General features: G+C 44.3%; 16 protein-coding genes. 3 read left to right on the forward strand and 13 right to left on the reverse strand.

Annotation, left to right across the window (positions count from 1 at the left end; genetic code table 11):
• Nucleotides 1–456: 456 nt before the first annotated feature.
• On the forward strand, nucleotides 457–1518 hold the full coding sequence (modA, locus tag AC2SLT_RS03775) for a molybdate ABC transporter substrate-binding protein (protein ID WP_486546267.1): 1062 nt from the start codon (nucleotides 457–459) through the stop codon (nucleotides 1516–1518).
• A 103-nt stretch (nucleotides 1519–1621) separates the two neighbouring features.
• On the forward strand, nucleotides 1622–2332 hold the full coding sequence (modB, locus tag AC2SLT_RS03780; RefSeq protein WP_486546269.1) for a molybdate ABC transporter permease subunit: 711 nt from the start codon (nucleotides 1622–1624) through the stop codon (nucleotides 2330–2332).
• A gap of 521 nt (nucleotides 2333–2853) precedes the next feature.
• On the opposite strand, the gene AC2SLT_RS03785 is transcribed toward modB, so the two are convergent.
• The 11 genes from AC2SLT_RS03785 to AC2SLT_RS03835 all read right to left on the reverse strand — a co-directional run bounded on the left by AC2SLT_RS03785 (nucleotide 2854) and on the right by AC2SLT_RS03835 (nucleotide 16401).
• Nucleotides 2854–3366: a molybdenum cofactor biosynthesis protein MoaE gene (locus AC2SLT_RS03785; protein ID WP_486546271.1), complete on the reverse strand. Its 513-nt coding sequence runs from the start codon at nucleotides 3364–3366 to the stop codon at nucleotides 2854–2856.
• Between the two features lie 154 nt (nucleotides 3367–3520).
• On the reverse strand, nucleotides 3521–3763 hold the full coding sequence (gene moaD, locus AC2SLT_RS03790; protein ID WP_486546273.1) for a molybdopterin converting factor subunit 1: 243 nt from the start codon (nucleotides 3761–3763) through the stop codon (nucleotides 3521–3523).
• A 50-nt stretch (nucleotides 3764–3813) separates the two neighbouring features.
• Nucleotides 3814–4347 carry a cyclic pyranopterin monophosphate synthase MoaC gene (moaC, locus tag AC2SLT_RS03795; RefSeq protein WP_486546275.1) on the reverse strand — a complete coding sequence of 178 codons (534 nt, stop codon included), beginning with the start codon at nucleotides 4345–4347 and terminating at the stop codon, nucleotides 3814–3816.
• Between the two features lie 263 nt (nucleotides 4348–4610).
• Nucleotides 4611–5435: a molybdenum cofactor guanylyltransferase gene (gene mobA / locus AC2SLT_RS03800; protein ID WP_486546277.1), complete on the reverse strand. Its 825-nt coding sequence runs from the start codon at nucleotides 5433–5435 to the stop codon at nucleotides 4611–4613.
• Entirely contained in the window at nucleotides 5428–5955 is a 528-nt protein-coding gene (gene moaB, locus AC2SLT_RS03805) for a molybdenum cofactor biosynthesis protein B (RefSeq protein WP_486546279.1), read from the reverse strand. Before moaB ends, mobA begins: the two co-directional genes overlap by 8 nt.
• Nucleotides 5956–6235: 280 nt before the next feature.
• A complete protein-coding gene (gene moaA / locus AC2SLT_RS03810) occupies nucleotides 6236–7507 on the reverse strand; it encodes a GTP 3',8-cyclase MoaA (protein ID WP_486546281.1) in 1272 nt (423 codons plus the stop codon).
• 606 nt (nucleotides 7508–8113) lie between these two features.
• Entirely contained in the window at nucleotides 8114–9412 is a 1299-nt protein-coding gene (locus AC2SLT_RS03815) for a molybdopterin molybdotransferase MoeA (protein WP_486546282.1), read from the reverse strand.
• Between the two features lie 378 nt (nucleotides 9413–9790).
• The gene (locus tag AC2SLT_RS03820; RefSeq protein ID WP_486546284.1) at nucleotides 9791–12142 is read right to left on the reverse strand and encodes a TonB-dependent receptor; all 2352 of its coding nucleotides are present in this window, start codon (nucleotides 12140–12142) and stop codon (nucleotides 9791–9793) included.
• Nucleotides 12143–12456: 314 nt separating this feature from the next.
• Entirely contained in the window at nucleotides 12457–14604 is a 2148-nt protein-coding gene (gene fhuB, locus AC2SLT_RS03825) for a Fe(3+)-hydroxamate ABC transporter permease FhuB (RefSeq protein ID WP_486546286.1), read from the reverse strand.
• Nucleotides 14601–15623, reverse strand: a complete 1023-nt coding sequence (locus AC2SLT_RS03830) for an ABC transporter substrate-binding protein (protein ID WP_486546288.1) — start codon at nucleotides 15621–15623, stop codon at nucleotides 14601–14603. Before AC2SLT_RS03830 ends, fhuB begins: the two co-directional genes overlap by 4 nt.
• A 1-nt stretch (nucleotide 15624) precedes the next feature.
• On the reverse strand, nucleotides 15625–16401 hold the full coding sequence (locus AC2SLT_RS03835) for an ABC transporter ATP-binding protein (protein ID WP_486546290.1): 777 nt from the start codon (nucleotides 16399–16401) through the stop codon (nucleotides 15625–15627).
• Nucleotides 16402–16860: 459 nt separating this feature from the next.
• Here AC2SLT_RS03835 and AC2SLT_RS03840 point away from each other — a divergent pair, with 459 nt between their 5' ends.
• Nucleotides 16861–18069: an SIP domain-containing protein gene (locus AC2SLT_RS03840; protein WP_486546292.1), complete on the forward strand. Its 1209-nt coding sequence runs from the start codon at nucleotides 16861–16863 to the stop codon at nucleotides 18067–18069.
• A gap of 71 nt (nucleotides 18070–18140) precedes the next feature.
• On the opposite strand, the gene AC2SLT_RS03845 is transcribed toward AC2SLT_RS03840, so the two are convergent.
• Together AC2SLT_RS03845 and AC2SLT_RS03850 are read right to left on the reverse strand one after the other, a co-directional pair.
• Entirely contained in the window at nucleotides 18141–18542 is a 402-nt protein-coding gene (locus AC2SLT_RS03845) for an ExbD/TolR family protein (RefSeq protein ID WP_486546293.1), read from the reverse strand.
• Between the two features lie 141 nt (nucleotides 18543–18683).
• On the reverse strand, nucleotides 18684–19391 hold the full coding sequence (locus tag AC2SLT_RS03850) for a MotA/TolQ/ExbB proton channel family protein (protein WP_486546295.1): 708 nt from the start codon (nucleotides 19389–19391) through the stop codon (nucleotides 18684–18686).
• Between the last annotated feature and the right edge of the window lie 55 nt (nucleotides 19392–19446).

Here is a 19446-nt window from a genome sequence, read left to right on the forward strand (position 1 = left end):
TTCCATCAGGGCACTGGCAGAGACTCCAGCCCTAATGTATGCCTAACCTGAATTCGGGATAAGAATTCTAGTAAGGTAGTGTTTTTATTTGGGTTAGAAAATCCATCCCCAACCCTTCCTTTGGAAAAGGAAGGGAGCTAACCTTTCCAAAGTTAAAAAGGGATGAATGATCGTTTGTCTACAAGGTGAGATGCATTGCTTAGTCACAAAGGAGTGTATAACCTTTAGTTATATGAATTGATTATCTCGAATTTAGGTTATACCTAGGGCTTACGCAAATTGTGGTCTTTACACTGTTATAGTAAATCCTTAATTAAAATAGCCACTTTCATTCGATTAAAGACTTATACGTGGGTTTCGCTGCGCTACACCACACGCTACACATGTTAGTAGTTCGCTGACTATAACTATTTTTGTTTTGCGTTAGTCCTTATTCCAATATTATCTAGGTGACCCATGTTCGCCCTATTCCCACCCAAGCAACCGCTAATATCTAAGCCAATCACAACTCTGGGCTTGCGTCTAAAACAACTTGTTTTATTGCCACTGGCTGTCCTGCTTGCCAGCTGCTCAAATGATCAAGCCAGCAATCAAAACAGCGTACAGAACAGTAATCAGTCTAGCATTCAGAATAATAGCGACAACACTGCCACCCAATCACAATTTCAAACAAAGCCAAAAACAGGTGAGCACAACACTACCGAAGACAGTAAGGTATTACGTATCGCAGCTGCCGCCAATCTTGCCGGCGTACTGCCCACGATTATTGACGGTTATCAACAAGATACTCAGAATCAAGCGCCTCAAATAGAAGTCACTTATGCCTCATCTGGCAAACTGTACGCGCAAATGAATGCTGGCGCTCCTTATGATGTGTTTTTGTCCGCTGACCAGCAGTTCCCCGCGAAATACAGTAAAGCGCATCCAAGTCACGACCCACAGCGGCAGCCCTTCACCTATGCGCGGGGGCAGTTGGCGTTGTACAGCAGCAATCATGTCTTAAGCGGCTTGGACTTAGGCAGCGCTTTAAGTAAAACAGGCCTTGAGAAGCTGTGGTTGGGTGACTCGAACCCTAACATCAAAATCGCTATTGCCAATCCAGATCTGGCCCCTTATGGCGCATCCGCCAAAGCCTTTTTGCAACATATGCAGCTATATGATGTATTAAAGGAGCAAAAAAAACTGATTCAGACCGAAAATATCGGTCAGGCTTTTCAATATACGCATACTGCCAGTACCGATTATGGCTTTGTGGCGCTATCTCAAGTTATCAGCGCCAAAGTAGCCACTAGCCACTATCACGTGTTGGCGCCTGATCGTTATCCGCCTATTTTGCAAGATGGCATTGTGGTAAGTACTCATCCTCAGGCAGTCAGCTTTGCGCATTACCTGCAATCTCGATCGGCTCAGCAGTTGTTTAAGCAGGCAGGGTATTTGTCAATTAGTTCACCTAGCTCAACTAGTTCTCACAGCTCAACCAGTTTACCCAGCGCAACTAGCTCGCCAGTTAGTGAATAGACCAGATTGAATTGAGAAGCCGCTCGCTATCCTCTATACTGAACGCTATGCCGACGCTCTGTCAGCCTAAACCTTTCCTAATGTTACTTACTTATCCCAACCTATGTCACTACTCTCCCCACACGTCTCTGACATGTTGCTTCCCTTGTGGCTGAGTATCAAGCTTGCCGGCATCACTACCCTGTGCTTACTGATATTTGCTACCCCCGTGGCGTATTGGATGGCGAGACCCTCTGACAATGCGTGGATTGCCCGCCTCAAAATTATGCTGATGGGGGTGATTGCCATGCCCTTGGTACTGCCGCCGACGGTGTTGGGTTTTTACCTGTTGCTGCTGATGAGCCCCAATTCACAAGTAGGTCAGTGGCTGATCGCTCATGATCTGCCGACTCTTGCTTTTAGCTTTCAGGGTTTGGTCATCGGCTCAATCGTCTACTCGTTACCCTTCTTTATGCAGCCGGTGTATGCGCAGTTTTTGCGTATTCCAAACAGTGTCCGTGATATGGCGCTGTTGCTAGAGCCGAATGCTTTTCGGCGCTTTACCGCGGTGGCATTGCCCCAAGCTAAAACGGGCATTATCCTAGGTAGCCTAATTAGCTTTGCGCATACCATTGGCGAGTTTGGGGTGGTGTTGATGATTGGCGGTAGTATTGCAGGGGAAACCAAGGTGGTCTCTATCGCTATATATGAGCAAGTGGAAGCGCTAAATTATGAAATGGCACATACCATGTCGCTCATGCTAGTGGTGTTGGGAATTGTATTGGTAGGATTAATCGCCAGCTTGAATCATCGGTTGACGCGTTCGGATAAATGAGAAAGGAATAATTTATGTTCAATCCTGCATCACTAGCCTGCACCCCTAGCTTGAGAAGCGTGAAGAAAAGCTTTGAGAGAGTTGTGATGTGGTGGATTACGATTTGCCTAGAAATAACCTGAATTCGGGATAAGAACTTTTGTAAGGCATTGTTTTAATTTGGGTTAGAAAATCCATCCCCAACCCTTCCTTTGGAAAAGGAAGGGAGCTAACCTTTCCAAAGTTAAAAAGGGATGAATGCTCGTTTGTCTACAAGGTTAGAAACATTGCTTTGCAAAAGAGGGGGGCCTATTACCTTAATTTTGATGGGTTGATTATCCCGAATTCAGGTTAGAAAGAAATATACAGCGAAAGGATATTATAATAATCAGGTCTTAAGCCGTGGGTTACGCTTCGCTACACCACACGCTACACATCGTGCATAATATGAGATACGTATCACCCGTAATCTGACCTTTAACCCTTGACTTTAGCCCTTGACTTTAGCCCTTGACTTTAGCCCTTGACTTTAGCCCTTGACTTTAGCCATTGTTACTAAGCCATTGTGATGACTGGTCTTGGTAAAACTCTTGTTTCCAGACGGGAATATCCGCCTTTATGGTATCGAGTATCCAGCGACAGGCATCAAATGCCGGATAACGGTGCCTAGAGCTAACCCCGACCCAAACCGCCATATCACCAATGTCTAACGCCCCGATACGATGGATCGCCACGGCATTTTCAATATCAAATCGGCGCTTGGACTCTTCAATAATACGCTTACCTTGATTGATCGCCAATTGCTCGTAGCCATAATAGGTCAAGCTTGTGACCTTGCTGTCATTGTTATGATTGCGTACCCAGCCCTCAAATGTCGCAAGTGCCCCACACTGCTCGTCTTGCAGAAAGTCTTTGAGACGCTGAGCATCTATCGCAACATCCAACAATGCAAAACCTTGTTGCTGCGCTGTCTGATAGGCTTCATCTATACTCAGAGTAATGTGGCTGGCGTGTTGATGGGCGTTATCAGGTGCGGGTTGATTTGATTGGGACATGGTATCGTTTTCTCATCTAAAGGATTTCTCATCTAAAGGCTTTCTCATCTAAAGGCTTTCTCATCTAAAGGCTTTCTCATCTAGATCAAGGGAGCGCTTTTATACGTTTACTGACACTGTAATGCTGTCATACTCTCATAAGACAAAGGTCTATCTAACCGCCAGCAACGGGCGGAATAAAAACAACCGTATCGCCATCATGCAGGCTATCGTCCCATTCTGAAAACTCATCATTTATGGCAACACGTACCTGCGACGCTTCTAGATTAAATCCATACTGTGCTTGCAGTTGGTTATAAAGCTCGGTTAAGGTAGTGTCTGCGTCTAGTTGCAGCTGCTCTTGGCCTTTGTTGGCTTTATCGGCAAAACTGGCAAAGTACAGTAAGGTAATATTCATAAGGTTCTGGTCTGTATTCGTTATTTGGTATGAGTTATTTAGCGGTGTCATTAAAGCTGATAATCCGACTTACCACCCGTCTTGGTGACTAAGCGAATGTCATTGATAATAATATCGTGCGATAGGGCTTTGGTCATGTCATATATCGTTAAACAGGCCACGCTGACGGCGGTGAGCGCTTCCATCTCAACTCCTGTTTTGTGCGTCACTCGTACGCTGGCACTGACTTTAATCGCCTGCTGCTCATCCTTATAATCAAAACTTAGCCCAATCTTATCTAAGGGCAAAGGATGACACAAGGGAATCAAATCATGGGTACGCTTTGCCGCCATAATGCCAGCAATGTGCGCTGTCTGCGTAATGCTGCCTTTTTTGGTCATGCCATCCGCGGCTTTGATGTTCTGATAAATATCAGCGGGAAAAACAACATAACCTTGTGCCACGGCTTCGCGAGTGGTGACCTGTTTATCACCAACATCTACCATATGAATATCACCATCAGCATCCAAATGCGACAGCTGTTTTGATGACAGCTTGGACGAGGGCTGTTTTGATGTTGGTAATGACTGTGAAGGGTTTGACATGATGACTTTGACCTTTGACTTTTGTTGCTAAGAGATTGGCATAACAGCCGACTGATATTATAGGCGATTGTATAACAGGCTAAATGTTTAGAAGACAGGGCATTTTAGAGAAAAAGCATTAACTATAGGGTTGCTCTTATTATAATAATCAGACCTTAAACCGTGGGTTTCGCTTCGCTGCACCGCACGCTACGCAAAAAGCGACTCATTCTAAGTTACTCCCCACCCCTTTTATACCCCTCTTACTCAAAAAGATTTATCTATCACTTGGACTTATCTGTAACGAGGTACTGACAGGCTTGCTCAAAGCTATCCGGGGTATTTAAATTAGATAAGACGTACCACGACTCTGGCATCAGTACCGGATGACAGATGGGGTTTATAAAGCCCATCACCCGACGCTCGCCCTTATCTAAATATGACGTTAACGCGTCAGTTATCGCAAGAGTATACACTCCTAATAAAGGATACATTCGCTGACCATCACTTAGAGCAAAAACCTGTGGCCTATTCCCAAAATCAGCCACAGAATCAGTCACACAATCAGCCAAAGAGTCATTTAATGAGTCGCTCAATGCATCGTTCAATGAAGCATTCAGTGGACTATGTGTGCTTGACAACCTCTTCTCTGTTTTCTTTAAATCAGGCTGCAAGTATTGCCAAATATCCAGTGCGCTGATCAGACTGTCACAGCTGACCACCAATAGCCATGATGCGGCGTTGACGTTATCGCTCATAGGCATAGGCATAGACGTAGACGTAGGCATAGAAGTAGACATCAGATATTGCAAACCTGCCGATATCGCCCCTAACGGCCCTGCAGAATGCTTTAGCTGTGCTTTTGGATGACTACTCTTTGGCTGATAATCTGCAATATGAATAACCTGCTGAGGTGCGACATCAACCGTGCTGGTAAACCCTTGCTCATTATCAGCAATCAAGATGGGGACGGCAAATTGACTGGCATGACGCACATGATAGTCAAGCAACGTCTCACCCGTTGGCAGGGTTAGCAGTGCTTTTGGTCGCCCCATACGAGTGGATAAACCGCCTGCTAATATCAGAACCCCCGCTAGACTATCAATCATGGCCGGGATTGACACGCATCAGGTGTGGCACAAAGTTACAAGGTCCGGTACGGCTGTCCAATTGCTCTTTAATAATCTGAGTCCAGCCAGTGCGACAAGCACCTGATGAGCCGGGTAAACAGAAAATCACGGTATTGTTTGCGATACCGGCGATCGCCCGCGACTGAATGGTGGACATGCCGATTTCATCTTTTGAAATTAAGCGGAACATCTCACCAAAGCCGTCAACGGTCTTGTCAAATAAGACGCTGACCGCCTCGGGCATACTGTCACGGATATAGAAGCCTGTACCGCCGGTGGTAATCACCGCATGGACATTAGGATCAGCAATCCAAGTACTGATCACCGCCCGAATCTGGTAAATATCATCGGTAATTAACTGGCGGTCTGCAATAGTATGACCCGCTTCTTTTAAGGAGTCCTCAAGGTATTGACCTGAGGTGTCTTCTGCTAAGGTACGGCTATCTGAGACGGTTAATACGGCGACATTTAACGCGGTGAATACTTTTTCTTTTGACATAATACAACCTATGTATATTGGGTTTCTGAGTAATTGGTTTTTAGAATAATTAGATTTTAAAATAGTTACGCCATTCTCAACTTAAAGTATAAGCTGTCGCTTTTGCAAGGTTTAGCTCCCTTCCTTTTTCAAAGGAAGGGTTGGGGATGGATTTTCGGTAAAAATCTCACTAGCGCACCGATTAATCCAATAGGCTATATCGATATGTTATCTCATTGGTGAGTGGGACGCACGCTACCGATATAGTTATAAATCGATATAGCCGCCTTTATATAGCAAACTATCCACCAATCATAGACAAGTTATTCATAATGCCGCTATTGGACTCTGCCAAATGATGATGTTCAGGCTTGATAGGCATAAACTCATGCAACACTTGAATCAGCCCATTCACATCCTGCTGTTGTAAATAGGGGCGGATATCATAATTGCCTTGATCAAATAAGCACAAATGCACCTTGCCAAGACTGCTGACCCGCAAACGGTTGCAACTGTCGCAGAAATGAGCGGCATACGGCGCAATCATGCCAATACGTCCGACATAATCAGGGTGGCTGTACTCTATCGCGGGCCCATCGCTTCGACCTCGTTCATTGGCTTGCCAGCCTCGCTGCAAGAGATAATCGGTAATCAGTGCCGACTGGGCGTGTTGTGCGAAGAATAAGTCGCTGTTGTCACTGGTCTGCATAAACTCGATAAAGCGGTAAGTGACCGGTCGCGTCTTCACGTATTCTAAAGCCGATAGCAAAGTGTCGTAGGCGGTGCTTTCCATCAAGATGCCGTTAAGCTTTAGCTTAATGTCAGTAGTGTCTAACAAGGTATCTATATCCCGCAGTAGCGTTGGCAAGATATCGAAGCCTGTCATGGTCTTAAAGGTGGCTGGATCAAAACTGTCGATGCTGATATTTAACTGATCGAGACCTGCTTGCTGCCAGTTGGCAATATGTTTGCCAAGCTTATAGCCATTGCTGGTCATCGCCACGGTGTTGATACCTGGGGTTGCTTTGACCAATTCAATAATCTGATTGACATCCTTACGAATAGAGGGCTCGCCGCCTGTTAGACGTACTTTTTGGGTGCCGACTTTGGCAAAAGCTTGAATGAGAATCTCTATTTCTTGAAGGGTCAGCTCGTTATCAGGACGCTTGCCTTGGTAGCCATTTGGGAGGCAATAGCCACAGCGAAAATTACAAAAATCGGTAATGGACAGACGTAAATAAGTGAGCTCGCGTGAGAACTTATCAGTTAAGACAGGGTTACTAGAATGAGCATTAGACTGAGAACTAGAATGTGCATTAGAATGAGAACTAGAATGAGAACTAGAATGAGAGCTAGGTTGCGGCGTATTTTTAACCGTGTCTGTCGCAAATGTGCTCTTAGATTGGTGAGGACGCTTAATCTTAGTACTGCTCGGATGTTGACGCACGGTCATGACAGGGCTGTCTTTTAAAGGGTGCTTAGCGTTAACAGAACCATGACCTTCAGAAATAGCGGGTTGTGATGACGGGAAGAATAGCTCAGCTTTCCCTAGGTTGGAGGTTAGAAGGGTCATATTGGATACCGTAAACATAATGAATGGTGGATACTCTAAGCGTTGCCTCAGGTTATGAATGAAATATGTGTGTCATGAGTGTAAGGGATATTATAACAGGTTATGTGATTTCAAGCGTTGACGTTAACAGGTACTTACGTTATTGGTCCATTGTATGACAGTATATGACGCTATGTGACCTACGGAACAGGGTTAAGGTTTTTTTGATAGTGTTATCGGTTTTTGCCATGATCCCATACTTGTGTTTTATAGCGCCCCTATTTTATGTTTATGAGCCACTATTATATAAGCCCCCTGATATATAAGCCCACAGAGGTAGTCTCAGCGAGCTGAAGATTGGCACACTTCAGAGAGGCTTTATTAAAAGAGCGGTTTAGCCGTGATTGCAGCGGATATACTGCTTAGCGAGACGGCCTGTAGTGGCTTGATGTGGCGGGGCGCACGAAGTAAGCGACCCGCCACCTCTTAGCCACTGCGCCGTATCGATAAGCAGATAGTAGCGAAAAGCGCGAGATGCTCCTTATAATACTGACATAGCAACAGATGACTTTGTAACCGACAAAAAGTGAAACCTGACAATATGAAAAACCCTGTCAGCCGTTAATCCTAGGGCGAACACTGCCACGAAAAGGGCTGTACGCTCACCACCTCACCGGCAGGCAGGCTGCCTGACTCTTGAGGCAATACAATCAGACAGTTGGCATAGCTCAGTTGCTTAATACGGTGCGAATCCTGCTTGCCGGCGGGGGTGACGATATAACTGCCATCAGGCTGTTGTTGCAAAATGCCACGCTGAAAATCCATGCGCCCCGGTGTTTTCTTTAGGTCCTCAGCCAAGGTGGCCTGCAGAGATATCGTCAATGGCATGTCAGCCGTATTGATCCCCGACAGGCGCCATAACGCCGGAATAATAAACTGTAGCGTGCCCACCACGGTCGATAACGGATTGCCCGGTAGACCAAAATATAAAGTCGGCACGGGCATGTCTTTTGACAGCTCGCCAAACACGAATGGCTTACCCGGCTTCATCGCAACTTTGTAATGATTAATCTGCCCAAGCTCTTCAATAACCGTCGTTAAGAAGTCATAATCGCCGACCGAGACGCCTGCGGTAGAGAGCACCACATCACACTCGGTCATGGCCGTCAATACGGCATTGCGGGTCTGCTCAAGCTGGTCAGGGATAATGCCGTAGTCGCGAATCTCAACTGGCAACTGGGCGAGCATGCTTTTAAGGGTTGGGGTGTTGGAGTTATAAATTTGCGCTGAAGTTTGCAGAGGCTCGCCGACACTAACCAACTCATCACCTGTCGCGATAAGTCCGACTATCAGAGGCTTGTAGACCTCAACTTCTGCCACGCCTAAGTTTGCCAGTAAGCTGATGTCGGCAGGATTAATGCGCTTGCCTGAATGCAATACCACTTCGCCCTGCTGAATCTCCTCCCCTTGCTTGCGGATATTGTTGTCGCGCGCTGCGGTGCTGGTCAGGGTAATCGCATAGGGCTGCGACTTATCAAGGGAGTGTTTGATATCAGCAAAGTTGGTATTCTCTTGCATCACCACGGTATCACAGTCGCTGGGCACGACGGCGCCAGTGAAAATACGCACGCCCTGCCCTGCCTCAAGCTTACCCGTATAAGGACTGCCCGCTTGCGACTCACCGATAATCTCAATTGAGGTGTCTTTGTCCAACACACTACCGGTGGCTATCGCATAGCCATCCATCGCGGATATGTTTTGCCGTGGGATATCAAAGTCTGACGTAATGTCTTTGGCCAGTATATGATGTTGACTGGCCAGCAAATCTCTGGACTGTGTGGCGCGACGGCTTAGCGGTAAGTCTGTCTGGTTATACGCATGAATACGCTCGGTAATGGCGGCTTTTAACTCTGAAACCGTGATCATCAGTGGGCTCTCTTTTTATTAGATTTGGGTTTGGGATTGGGTTTTGTTATTTTGCTTAGGATGGTTCGAAATTTGGGGGATTGATATTGTCGGTATTTGTATTATAACTGATAATTTTATACCTTTTTAACAGACATAAAAAAACCGACTATCGCCCATGATAGCGATAGTCGGGTTGGAGATAACACTGAAACGCAATTATTGTTGTTATTATTTTTTGTATAAACAGTCAGTTGTCTTGACTGCTGTTGGAGTGTAATTAAAGATACAAAGAGCAAGCCTTAATTACCCAGTTAGTATAATGATAATGATAACTATTATCAACTTTTAAATTTAACATCTGTGTTTTGCGTGGGTGTTAAGACTGCCTAACTCAACCTAATAATCAATGGTATAACTAATACCATAGTTCAAACCTGATGCAGGAAGTCGGTTACCGGCATCATAAGTCGTTTGATGGTATACAGTCTTATAGTCTTTATTAAGTAAATTATAAATACCATAATCTACTCTACCTTTTGCCAGCTTTACTTGACCCAGTAGGTCTAGAGTCGCATAACCCGTTACTGGCTGAGCGTTCGCTTTAGGATCTATCGCAGTTTGCTCTTTGTGTGCTTTGTCTGTTCCATCAATGGCCAATGCTTGTAGACGCATATTGCTACCGTCATCAAAGTTATACTGTACAAAAGCCGTGCCTTTTAACGGGGTGACACGTACAGCATCTAGCTCAATCCAGTCGCCATCGACTTTATACTGTCCTCTGGTATAGGCGGCGGTACCCCCTACTTGCCAGTGATCATTTAGTTGGTGACTTAATGACGCTTCTGCACCGTAGACCCGCTCATCGGTATCAACCACCTCTACCAAATAGTCTTTAGTAAAGCGTACCGTTTTATCAGACTCGTTATAAAAGCCTGTTAATTTAGCATTGGTGTTGCCATGGTTGCCTTGCCAACCAAGCTCATAGTTATCAATAGCGATGGGCTGAACATTGTCAGAGTTGACCACAAAGCCTTTGCGAACATCACGCAGTGCTCGCTGGATATCAGCGGTGGTAAACCCTTGCGAGAAATTGGCAAATATCAGGTCATTCGGGGTTAACTGATAGCTGGTCCCTAGATTAAATAAAGTCTTATCATGGTCCGTATCGCCGGCTTTCACCTCACCCGCTTTATAGGTATAGCCTCCTGTATATTTACTAACCGCTGGATTGGCAAAGTACTCTTCTAACACTTGTTCATAGATTGGAACAAAGGTGTCCGTCTCCGCTTCAAGCTTTTGATAGCGAACACCTGCACTGGCTTGCCACTTATCGGTCAAATCAACATCCGCGTTAACAAAGGCACCGAGTTTATCCGTGGTGGTTTTTGGACCAGCATTGTAGCTAATGCCATTTGGATTTGAGACCAAGCCACTACTCGCAATAAAGGTATCTAAGTCTTGACCATAATAGTACTGTTCGCTTTTCTCACGCTCAAAGTCGACACCATAGCTAAATAAAGTATCTTTACCGCCTATATCCGTATTGGTTTGCATTGCGGCACGCAGTCCTGCTACCTCGATATCCGCCTCAGACTGAGCCACTAATACAGCATAGCCAGATAGCTTCTTGGCATTTTCTTTAGGAAATCCAATAGCCATTAGCTCTTCTTCCGCAATAGGGGCAGCTGACTTACCGGAAGGGTAAAAACGTCCTTTTTCATCCCGATAATAACCCGTAATACTTAAATTAGACCCCATCACATCACTGTTATTGTAGTTTAAGTTGACGGTGGTCTTTTTCGTTTCGGGCTGTTTGTCTATTTTAGCCCCCTTAATAGCCTTTAAAGAAGGTGGTGTGCCTTTCAATAAAACGGATAGGCCATCACCATAGTCAAAACCATAATCGGTATCTTGTTCATCGTCGTAATAGGTGGCAGCCAGACTCAAGGTTTGCGTATCTGTTAAGTCTACCCCTAGATTGGCATTGACACTGATTGAGTCCGTATCTTGTTGGTCGGTCTGGTAAATATCGGGGCTAACTCTATCACCATGACTGTCAAACTTACCGCCTTTACTTTCAAAATCTACATCTAAGTTGCCATATACCTTGTCACCACCGTAGCCGAGGCTTTGGCCAACATGATATCCTAGAGAGTCTGAATCGAAATCACGACTACCACTGATGCCGACCCTGGATTGACCTGAAAACCCATAGCCTTGGTTTGATTTGGTCACCAAATTGATCAATCCTCCCGCCGCCCCTGCACCATATATACTGGTAGCACCAGACAGCACTTCTACTCGCTCTAATTGACTGGGATCTATACTATTAAGCTCTCTTGAGAGACTGCGTGATCCCGTTAACGGCACACCATTTATAAGATACTGTACAGGGCGACCACGCATGGTTGTACCGTAGTTACTGGTAGAGCCACTACTGGTCCCAAGACTTGGAATAAGCTGCGCTAAAATATCTCCAGTAGTACGGTTACCTATCGCTTGTGCTTGAATATCTTCTGTATGGATAACTTGGGTGACGGCTGGCATTTCACTGATTTTTTGCGCCAATACAGTGCCCGTTTTAGCGTTTGCTACCACATTTATGGCTTCAAAGTTGGCCACCGGCATCTCTGTATCAGCTGACACTGTGCTTTGGTTTTGAGATTGATTTTGAGTCTGTTGTGCGTAAAGCTGTTGGCTAATGCATAGTGTCAGAACGGAAAGAGTAAGATTTCGAGATAATGTCATAAGTGGTCCCTTATTGACGGTTAAAGGATGGGTAATTAACGCTGGGTCTTAATAAATGCTTGTAGAAGGCTTTCTATAGAGCGCTAATCTACATATCACTTGTTACATATAGCTTTCGTGATAAATACAATTCATTAAAAAGCCCCATAAAACTACTGTTTGATAAATCAAATTTATGGAGCATTCATTCTTTTTAATTGATAACTTATGAATATAATAAACGATAATGATAATCATTTATATAGTTTGAGTAAAGTGTTTACTCATTTTTTTCTTAACTGTTTCAATTGTTACCAATAGTATGACGTCTATTTTTAGGGCGTATCCAAAGCACTGAGTGAGTTTTGCCGTATTAACCATAAAAAATAGACGCCACCAATAATGGCCGCCACTGAGCCTGCCGGTAATTCATAAGGGAAAATCACATATCGCCCTATCCAATCTGCTATTACCATAACACCAGCGCCCAGTATGGCGGATAATGGCAGTTGTTTTTCGAGCTGTACTGCACCGAGTGATGTCGCAAGGTGAGGCACCATTAATCCAATAAAGCTTAATGGGCCTACAGCTAGGGTACTCGCCGTACTAAGACAAGCCACCAAGACCAATAACATAAGACTTTGAAAATTGACCGCAACGCCTAAACTACGTGCCACCGGGCGACCCAAACCTAGTACTCTTAATGGTGCAATCATTAACATACTTAGCGCCACCAATACGGTTGCTATCCCTATTAAGTAGACGGTGGTTTCAGGACGGGCACTATAGGTTGTACCAGATAACCAGCTCAGCATGGCCGTGAGCCTCGGATCACCTGATAATTTAACCAATGCCATAATGCCTTCCATCATTGCCGCAATACCAATACCCACCAAGAGCAAGTAAGCAGGGGTCACCTTTTGAGCAAGCCATATAATCAATAGTAATACAGCCAAGGCACCTGCCAGCCCTGAGCCTATTAGCATCAATGCTCCAGCTTCCAACCCAAGCATCGGCAGTAATAAAAAGCCGACGATGACCCCCAATGCTGCCCCAGAGCTGATACCTAATACTTCTGGACTCGCCATCGGGTTACGAGTCAGTGTCTGCAAAATCACCCCAGCTATGGCTAACATCATACCGGTCGCTGCAGCACTTAAAGTACGAGGTAGACGATAGTGTTGAGTCAATGCCCAATCCGTACTGACACCAAAACCATGTATATCCTTAACAACCAGACATGCCCCTAGCATGACGAGTGTCACAACACCGCCCCATCGCCACCAATGGATCGGTTTTCGCTGGCTTGTCACCATAGGGGAAATAGTCTCGATACCTTGACGACGTTGACGTAACACTAGCCAAATAATAAGTGGCGCGCCTAATATTCCTGTGATTGAACCCGCTGGGATCGGCATGCCAAGTATAGGCTCAAGAAGCAATGCGACATTGCTGGTCAGCCAAAGCAGTAGTCCTCCAAAGACAAAAGAAGCCAGTAATCGATGCCCAATTCGGACCACGCCAAGTGCATTGACCAATGTTGCTGCACCTAAACCAATAAAGCCTATCAGTCCTACTTCACTAATTACCAGCGCCGTGACCACTGCCACTAACCCGACAACACCAAGACGAATGGCGTTAAGGGGGACCCCTAAGCGCTTAGCTTGAGCATCATCTAAGCTCATTAAGGTCAAGGGTTTGAGTAAGGGAATACTCACAACAGCTAATACCGCTGCTGTCAGGGCAAGAGTAATGCTAGTCTGCCAGCTAATTTGGCTTAAAAACCCTGCTGCCCAAGATAAGATACCCACACTTCGTTCGGTAAAGAACAACACCATTACCCCAGCTATGGCGGCCAATAAAATATTGACGACCAAACCTGCTAGCACGATAATCAAAGGATTAAATCGGCTAGGCGCTGATAGTAAGAACACCAATCCCAAACTGGCCAATGCCCCTATTACTGCCACCCATACCCCGCCATATATCGCTAAGCTTGGTACAAACAATGTGGTCATTAATAGCGCAAGTTGAGCGCCGGTGCCGATGGCTAAGGTGGTATCTGAGGCTAATGGGTTTTTGACAAGCTGTTGCAGTAGAATGCTTGCCACGCCTAATAGACCTCCTGCCAGTATTGCCACGACACTGGTGGCAATAAGACGCAGTTGAACGGCCATATCGCCGACACTTAGCTGATAACTTGGCGTGAATAGATCGGCAAGGGGCTGTGTCCAAGAGCTACTTATTAGAGACCAGCCACTGAGACTAATACCCAAAGCTAATAGCAATAACAAGGCAAACATTCGCCATGACAACTCTGCGATTGATGGGCTTGCCTTTGACTGACTTAAACTTGTAGTCGTTGAGTGCACTGTGTTTGAATGAGTCGTATCAGTGCTTGAGTGAATGTTGTCTGAATGGTCTGAGTTCGAATGGTCTGAGTTCGAATGATCTGAGTCTTTTGGAGAGCGTGATACACTCATTTGGCAATGCCTCCTGCGAGATTGGTAGAGGCTAAGTTATCTGCCAAAGCAGTGAGGGATGACATACCTCCATAGATCCATATTGGTGGTAGCTTCGCCATGCAGCGACGACTTCCATAGCCGAGCCGTTGCCAGACCAAACTATGCTGTAACTGGGCTTCGGTGATTGGGCTTAAGGGCTCAATAACCAGTAGACACACGTCGTCATCAAGCTTGGCAAGATCACCTAATTGAATCGGCGTAAAGCCCCACGAGTTGCCTTCATCGAGCGCAATAAGGTCGTAATTCATCATCGAAAATACTGTATTAAATAAGCTGTTATAAGAGTACATTCGCATATTATTAGTATCGACAAACTGAACGACCGAAAACTTTGTGACATTTGGATAGTGCTGGTGTAAACGCCGACCCGCTTTTTCAATTTCAATGCGACTTTCAGCGATATACGCATTGGCATCATTTGACTGATGAATAAGCTGTCCTAATCTCTGCGTCGGCTTAACATAATCTTCCCATTTAGAAGTTGCCTCTTTCGTAGCGAATAGAACAGATTCAGCAGGCACATCTCCATATAGATTACGGGCATGTTGATAGAAGAAATTGTCTATCACCATATCTACTGGTAGCTGGGTCACGAGCTCTGCATTAGGCTGATATCGAATACCTAGATCTGTCACTGAATTTGGTAGCTCAGGTTTGCCTACCCATTGATCCCAAACTCTCATATCCCCAGTGGCAATAGGCGGATGCCCCATCGCTGTTAAGGTAGCGGCGTTTCCCCAATCTGGAGAAACCACATTTATCTCCTCATTTGGAGAGCCTGCCTGTTCGGTTGATGCGTGTTGACTATCACAGCCAGATATCAGCACCGTTAATGATATGAGTACCGATAACATCGACTTTGGTGATCTAGCTATGAAAGTTAAGCTAAAACGGCTCAAAATATTCTGAGAGTCATTAAATTTTGCTAAGGACTTGTTAGAGGGTAGTCTAAAAATTGTACTAGGGTGTTCTTTCATACTACACCACCGCAACGGGCTGACCATTGACAGGGTGTGTGAGCAACTGCATATCAACATTAAATATATCTTTTAAAACCTCTGGTTTCATAGTGCTATGGACAGATCCATCATGGCATATACGACCCCCTTTCAAGGCAATAATACGATCGGCATATTGTGCCGCAAGATTAATATCGTGCACGATCATTATGACCCCAAGACCTTGTTGCGTCACAAGCTGACGGATTAAACTAACGACTTCAATCTGATAATGTACATCCAGTGCCGCTAATGGCTCATCTAGCAATAAGTAATTCGTATCTTGCGCTAAGCACATGGCCAACCAAGCTCGGGCTCGCTCTCCGCCTGATAAAGACGCCACAACTCTGTCTGCAAACCCCTCAATTTGGGTAAGCTCCATAGCATTTCTGACCTTTTGATGGTCTTCATCGGAAGCTTTTTGTAACCACTTTTGATGTGGATAACGACCCAACATCACAAGCTCGCTAACGGTAAAACTAGCGGCATCGGGTAACTGTTGAGGCAAATAAGCTAATTGCTTTGCCAACTCTTTACTACTGTATTGCTCAAGCGGCTGATTGTTTAAAGTAATGGTACCATGAGTTTGCTTCATCTCACCTGCTAACGCCTTGATAAGGGTAGATTTACCAGAGCCATTGTGCCCGACCAAAGCAACCAACTGCTGAGTAGGAATGTCAAATTTGATGTCTTGTAATAGTAAATTACCCTGTCTCACGACACTGAGCTGATTTACTTGTAACTGATTGTCAATCATGTATTGATACCATCTATTTTAATTATTGTAATGATAATCAATATCAATAGCACTTTCAATCAATATATCTTAATTAATCAATAGGTTGTTGATACGAAGCTATCTTATATAGGCTAAAAGCAGCTAAAAACAGGATCAACTAGCTATAAAGTATGGGTAATCTATTGAAGTAGAGCGTTAAATAGTGAAGCACTGTTCGTCTATAGAATTATTATCTAGTATTTTTTAATAAGAACGATTATCATTATCGTATAAATATTCACTTATAAAACCAAATCTAGACATTAACCAATCGAGAAAGGCAATTAGCGCAGCCAATCAAACGATAAGAAAACTAGGATTAATAATCCCGATAAAGATAGCTTATTTCTTGTTTTATAGAAAAGGTATAAAGCGTCTTTTAACGCATGATTGTCACTCACACACCTGTTTTACTAGTAACTATTTACGAGATTAACTATGTCAGAGTCTTCACCTAAATCTAGAGCATCACAAACGGCACTATCCAATTCTGTTTTACCCAAAGTGATGACCCCATTTTTGCACCCTGAAATAGAATCGATAATTGCTTATATCAATGAAGATTATTTGGATGAAATCCAGAACTTTTTAAAGGTGTTTAAAAACGTATCCTTTGATGAATTGAAGAATATTGATGCAAAGCTTACGGATATTTATGCTGAAGGTATGAGGATAGAGTTGCATCCTAAAGCAGATGAATTAGTCAGCGCCAAGCCTTTAGATGATTGCTCAGCCCTTGAAGGTAGCCTTTCAAATAAAACATACTATATTGCCTTTAAGCATCCTATTAGCACTATTGAAGAACTGCAAATGCAGTATGTGCTCTTAAAACAACACGCTGATAAAAAAATTGGTAAAAAAACCATTCAACTGGTTGAACAATACTTTAAAGTCAAAGACAGCTATCGGGTGAGTAAGAATATACTACGACTGGTGCTAACACCTACTGCTAACGGCAAACAAACTTATGAGGATACTCAAAGTTTATTATCTCACGAAGCAGGTTATGCTTATCTATTTGACTTAACCACTCCACAACCCCTCATTCCTCCTAAGCGGCAACATTGCTACTATACTCTGCGTAAAGCGTTTCCAGTGACCACAGAATCAGGCAATACCAATGATACTATTGAAGCTTGGGTAGATGTTTATGATCACGGTGATACGTCAGGGAGTCACTGGGCAAAGGCATTGCAACCAAATGATATTATAAAAAGTAAACGTGAATTCCCTGAGAAGACTGGGCATCTTACTGAAGGGCAGGCGTTACTCATTGCCGATGAAACCTCAATGCCGACTGTCGCCAGATTAATTGAAACATGGCGTAATCCAATACCGCCACTGATCTTATGCCTTACCCACGACGAATCAGACCAAGCGTATTTTGAAGATGCTCACTTAAATACTAATATTGATGCTGACATATCCATATTGCCCCTGATAACAGGTGATGCTTTTAATGGTGAGGCTTTAGCATTGATTATAGACGGATTTTTAGAGGACTATTTGGCTTATAATCCGCTAAAAATTGATAAAATATGGGGGGCTTTAGAGGCAAGTACGGTCAAAAAGTTGAGACCTATGTTGCGAAAGCGCTTTGATTTAGACCATTCAAATGTAGTCGTTAAAGTGTATTGGCGTCAATAGTCATAAGCTTAGCTCTTTATAACAGCATCTCTGTTGAGCTTATTACATTTAGCACAAGCCCTTATATCCCCCTACTCACTGACAAAAGCAATTTTACTAAGTTTGGCATTACTGGCGATTGCCAAGATATCAGCAACCGTTTCATAACGGGCATTTCTATCGGCACGTAGTCGAATGGTGGGTTGCTGCTCTAGTTTCGACTGAGCCTGCATCCGTTTTTCCAGTTCATCTAATGTGATAGGCTCATCATCCCAATATACGCCAGAATCTTTATCGACACTGACTTGAATGACTTGGGGCGGTTGCTGTTGCACAGTGGCACTGGTTTTGGGCAGATCTAATGGGACAGAAGGGTTTAATACCGTGGCAGTCACCATGAAAATTATCATCAATACCAGCATAATATCAATCAAAGGGATGAGGTTCATTTCACTCATACCTTGCATATCATCTTCACCTAATTGAAAGGCCATGTTGTATTCCTATCGCTTTGTTTCTTTTAGTGTTTCAATCCCTTTAACGTCAACTCTCAATCAAAGGGTTTTAGCAATGACATTAAGACACTTTTAAAACAATCAATTAAACCAATTAGTTAAGACAGTCAATCAAACCCATTAGTGCGCATTAGACGACTGCGCATTGGAGGACTGCGCACTAGAGGAAGGTGCATGTGGCGACGCGTCGCTTGATGAATATCCACTGTCTTTCGGTTGAGACATTGGCTTAGCAGTACTATTATTTACTACCGCTGTCTGCTCCTTGCGCTCAGCTTTCGCAGTCTCACCTAATAAGCTATAAGCCATGTCGTTGGCGATAAACAGCGTACGACGGTTTAGACGAACCGCAATGTTATAAAACACGACGGCAGGTATCGCCACTGCCAATCCAAGACCTGTCATAATCAGGGATTCGCCCACCGGACCCGCCACTTGACTAAGACCTGCTTGCCCAGACTCACCGATGCTATGTAGGGCATGAAAGATACCCCAAACCGTACCAAATAAGCCCAAAAATGGAGCAACGCTTGCAGTGGTACCTAATAGCGACAGGCCTTTTTCGCCCTTAAAACGATAGCGACCGATGTGTTGTAATAGTATCTGTTCGGTAACGGTTTTACGCTCAGCACTGGTTAACACAGACATAGATTGCGACTGAGTACGAACCGCTTGTGAGAGATCAGTGGCGACTTGACGCTTGAGCATAATACTATGATAGATACGCAAAATGCCCGTTATCCAAGACATAACCGATAAGGTTATCAATATAAAAAACAGACACTTGGTGACCATATCGGTATATTGCCAATAACTTGCAAATTCCATACTGAATCCTTAGAGAAAAATTTTGAGTTGGCTTGATTTTATATGCCAATATTCG

The organism is Psychrobacter sp. CX18 (assembly GCF_057396215.1).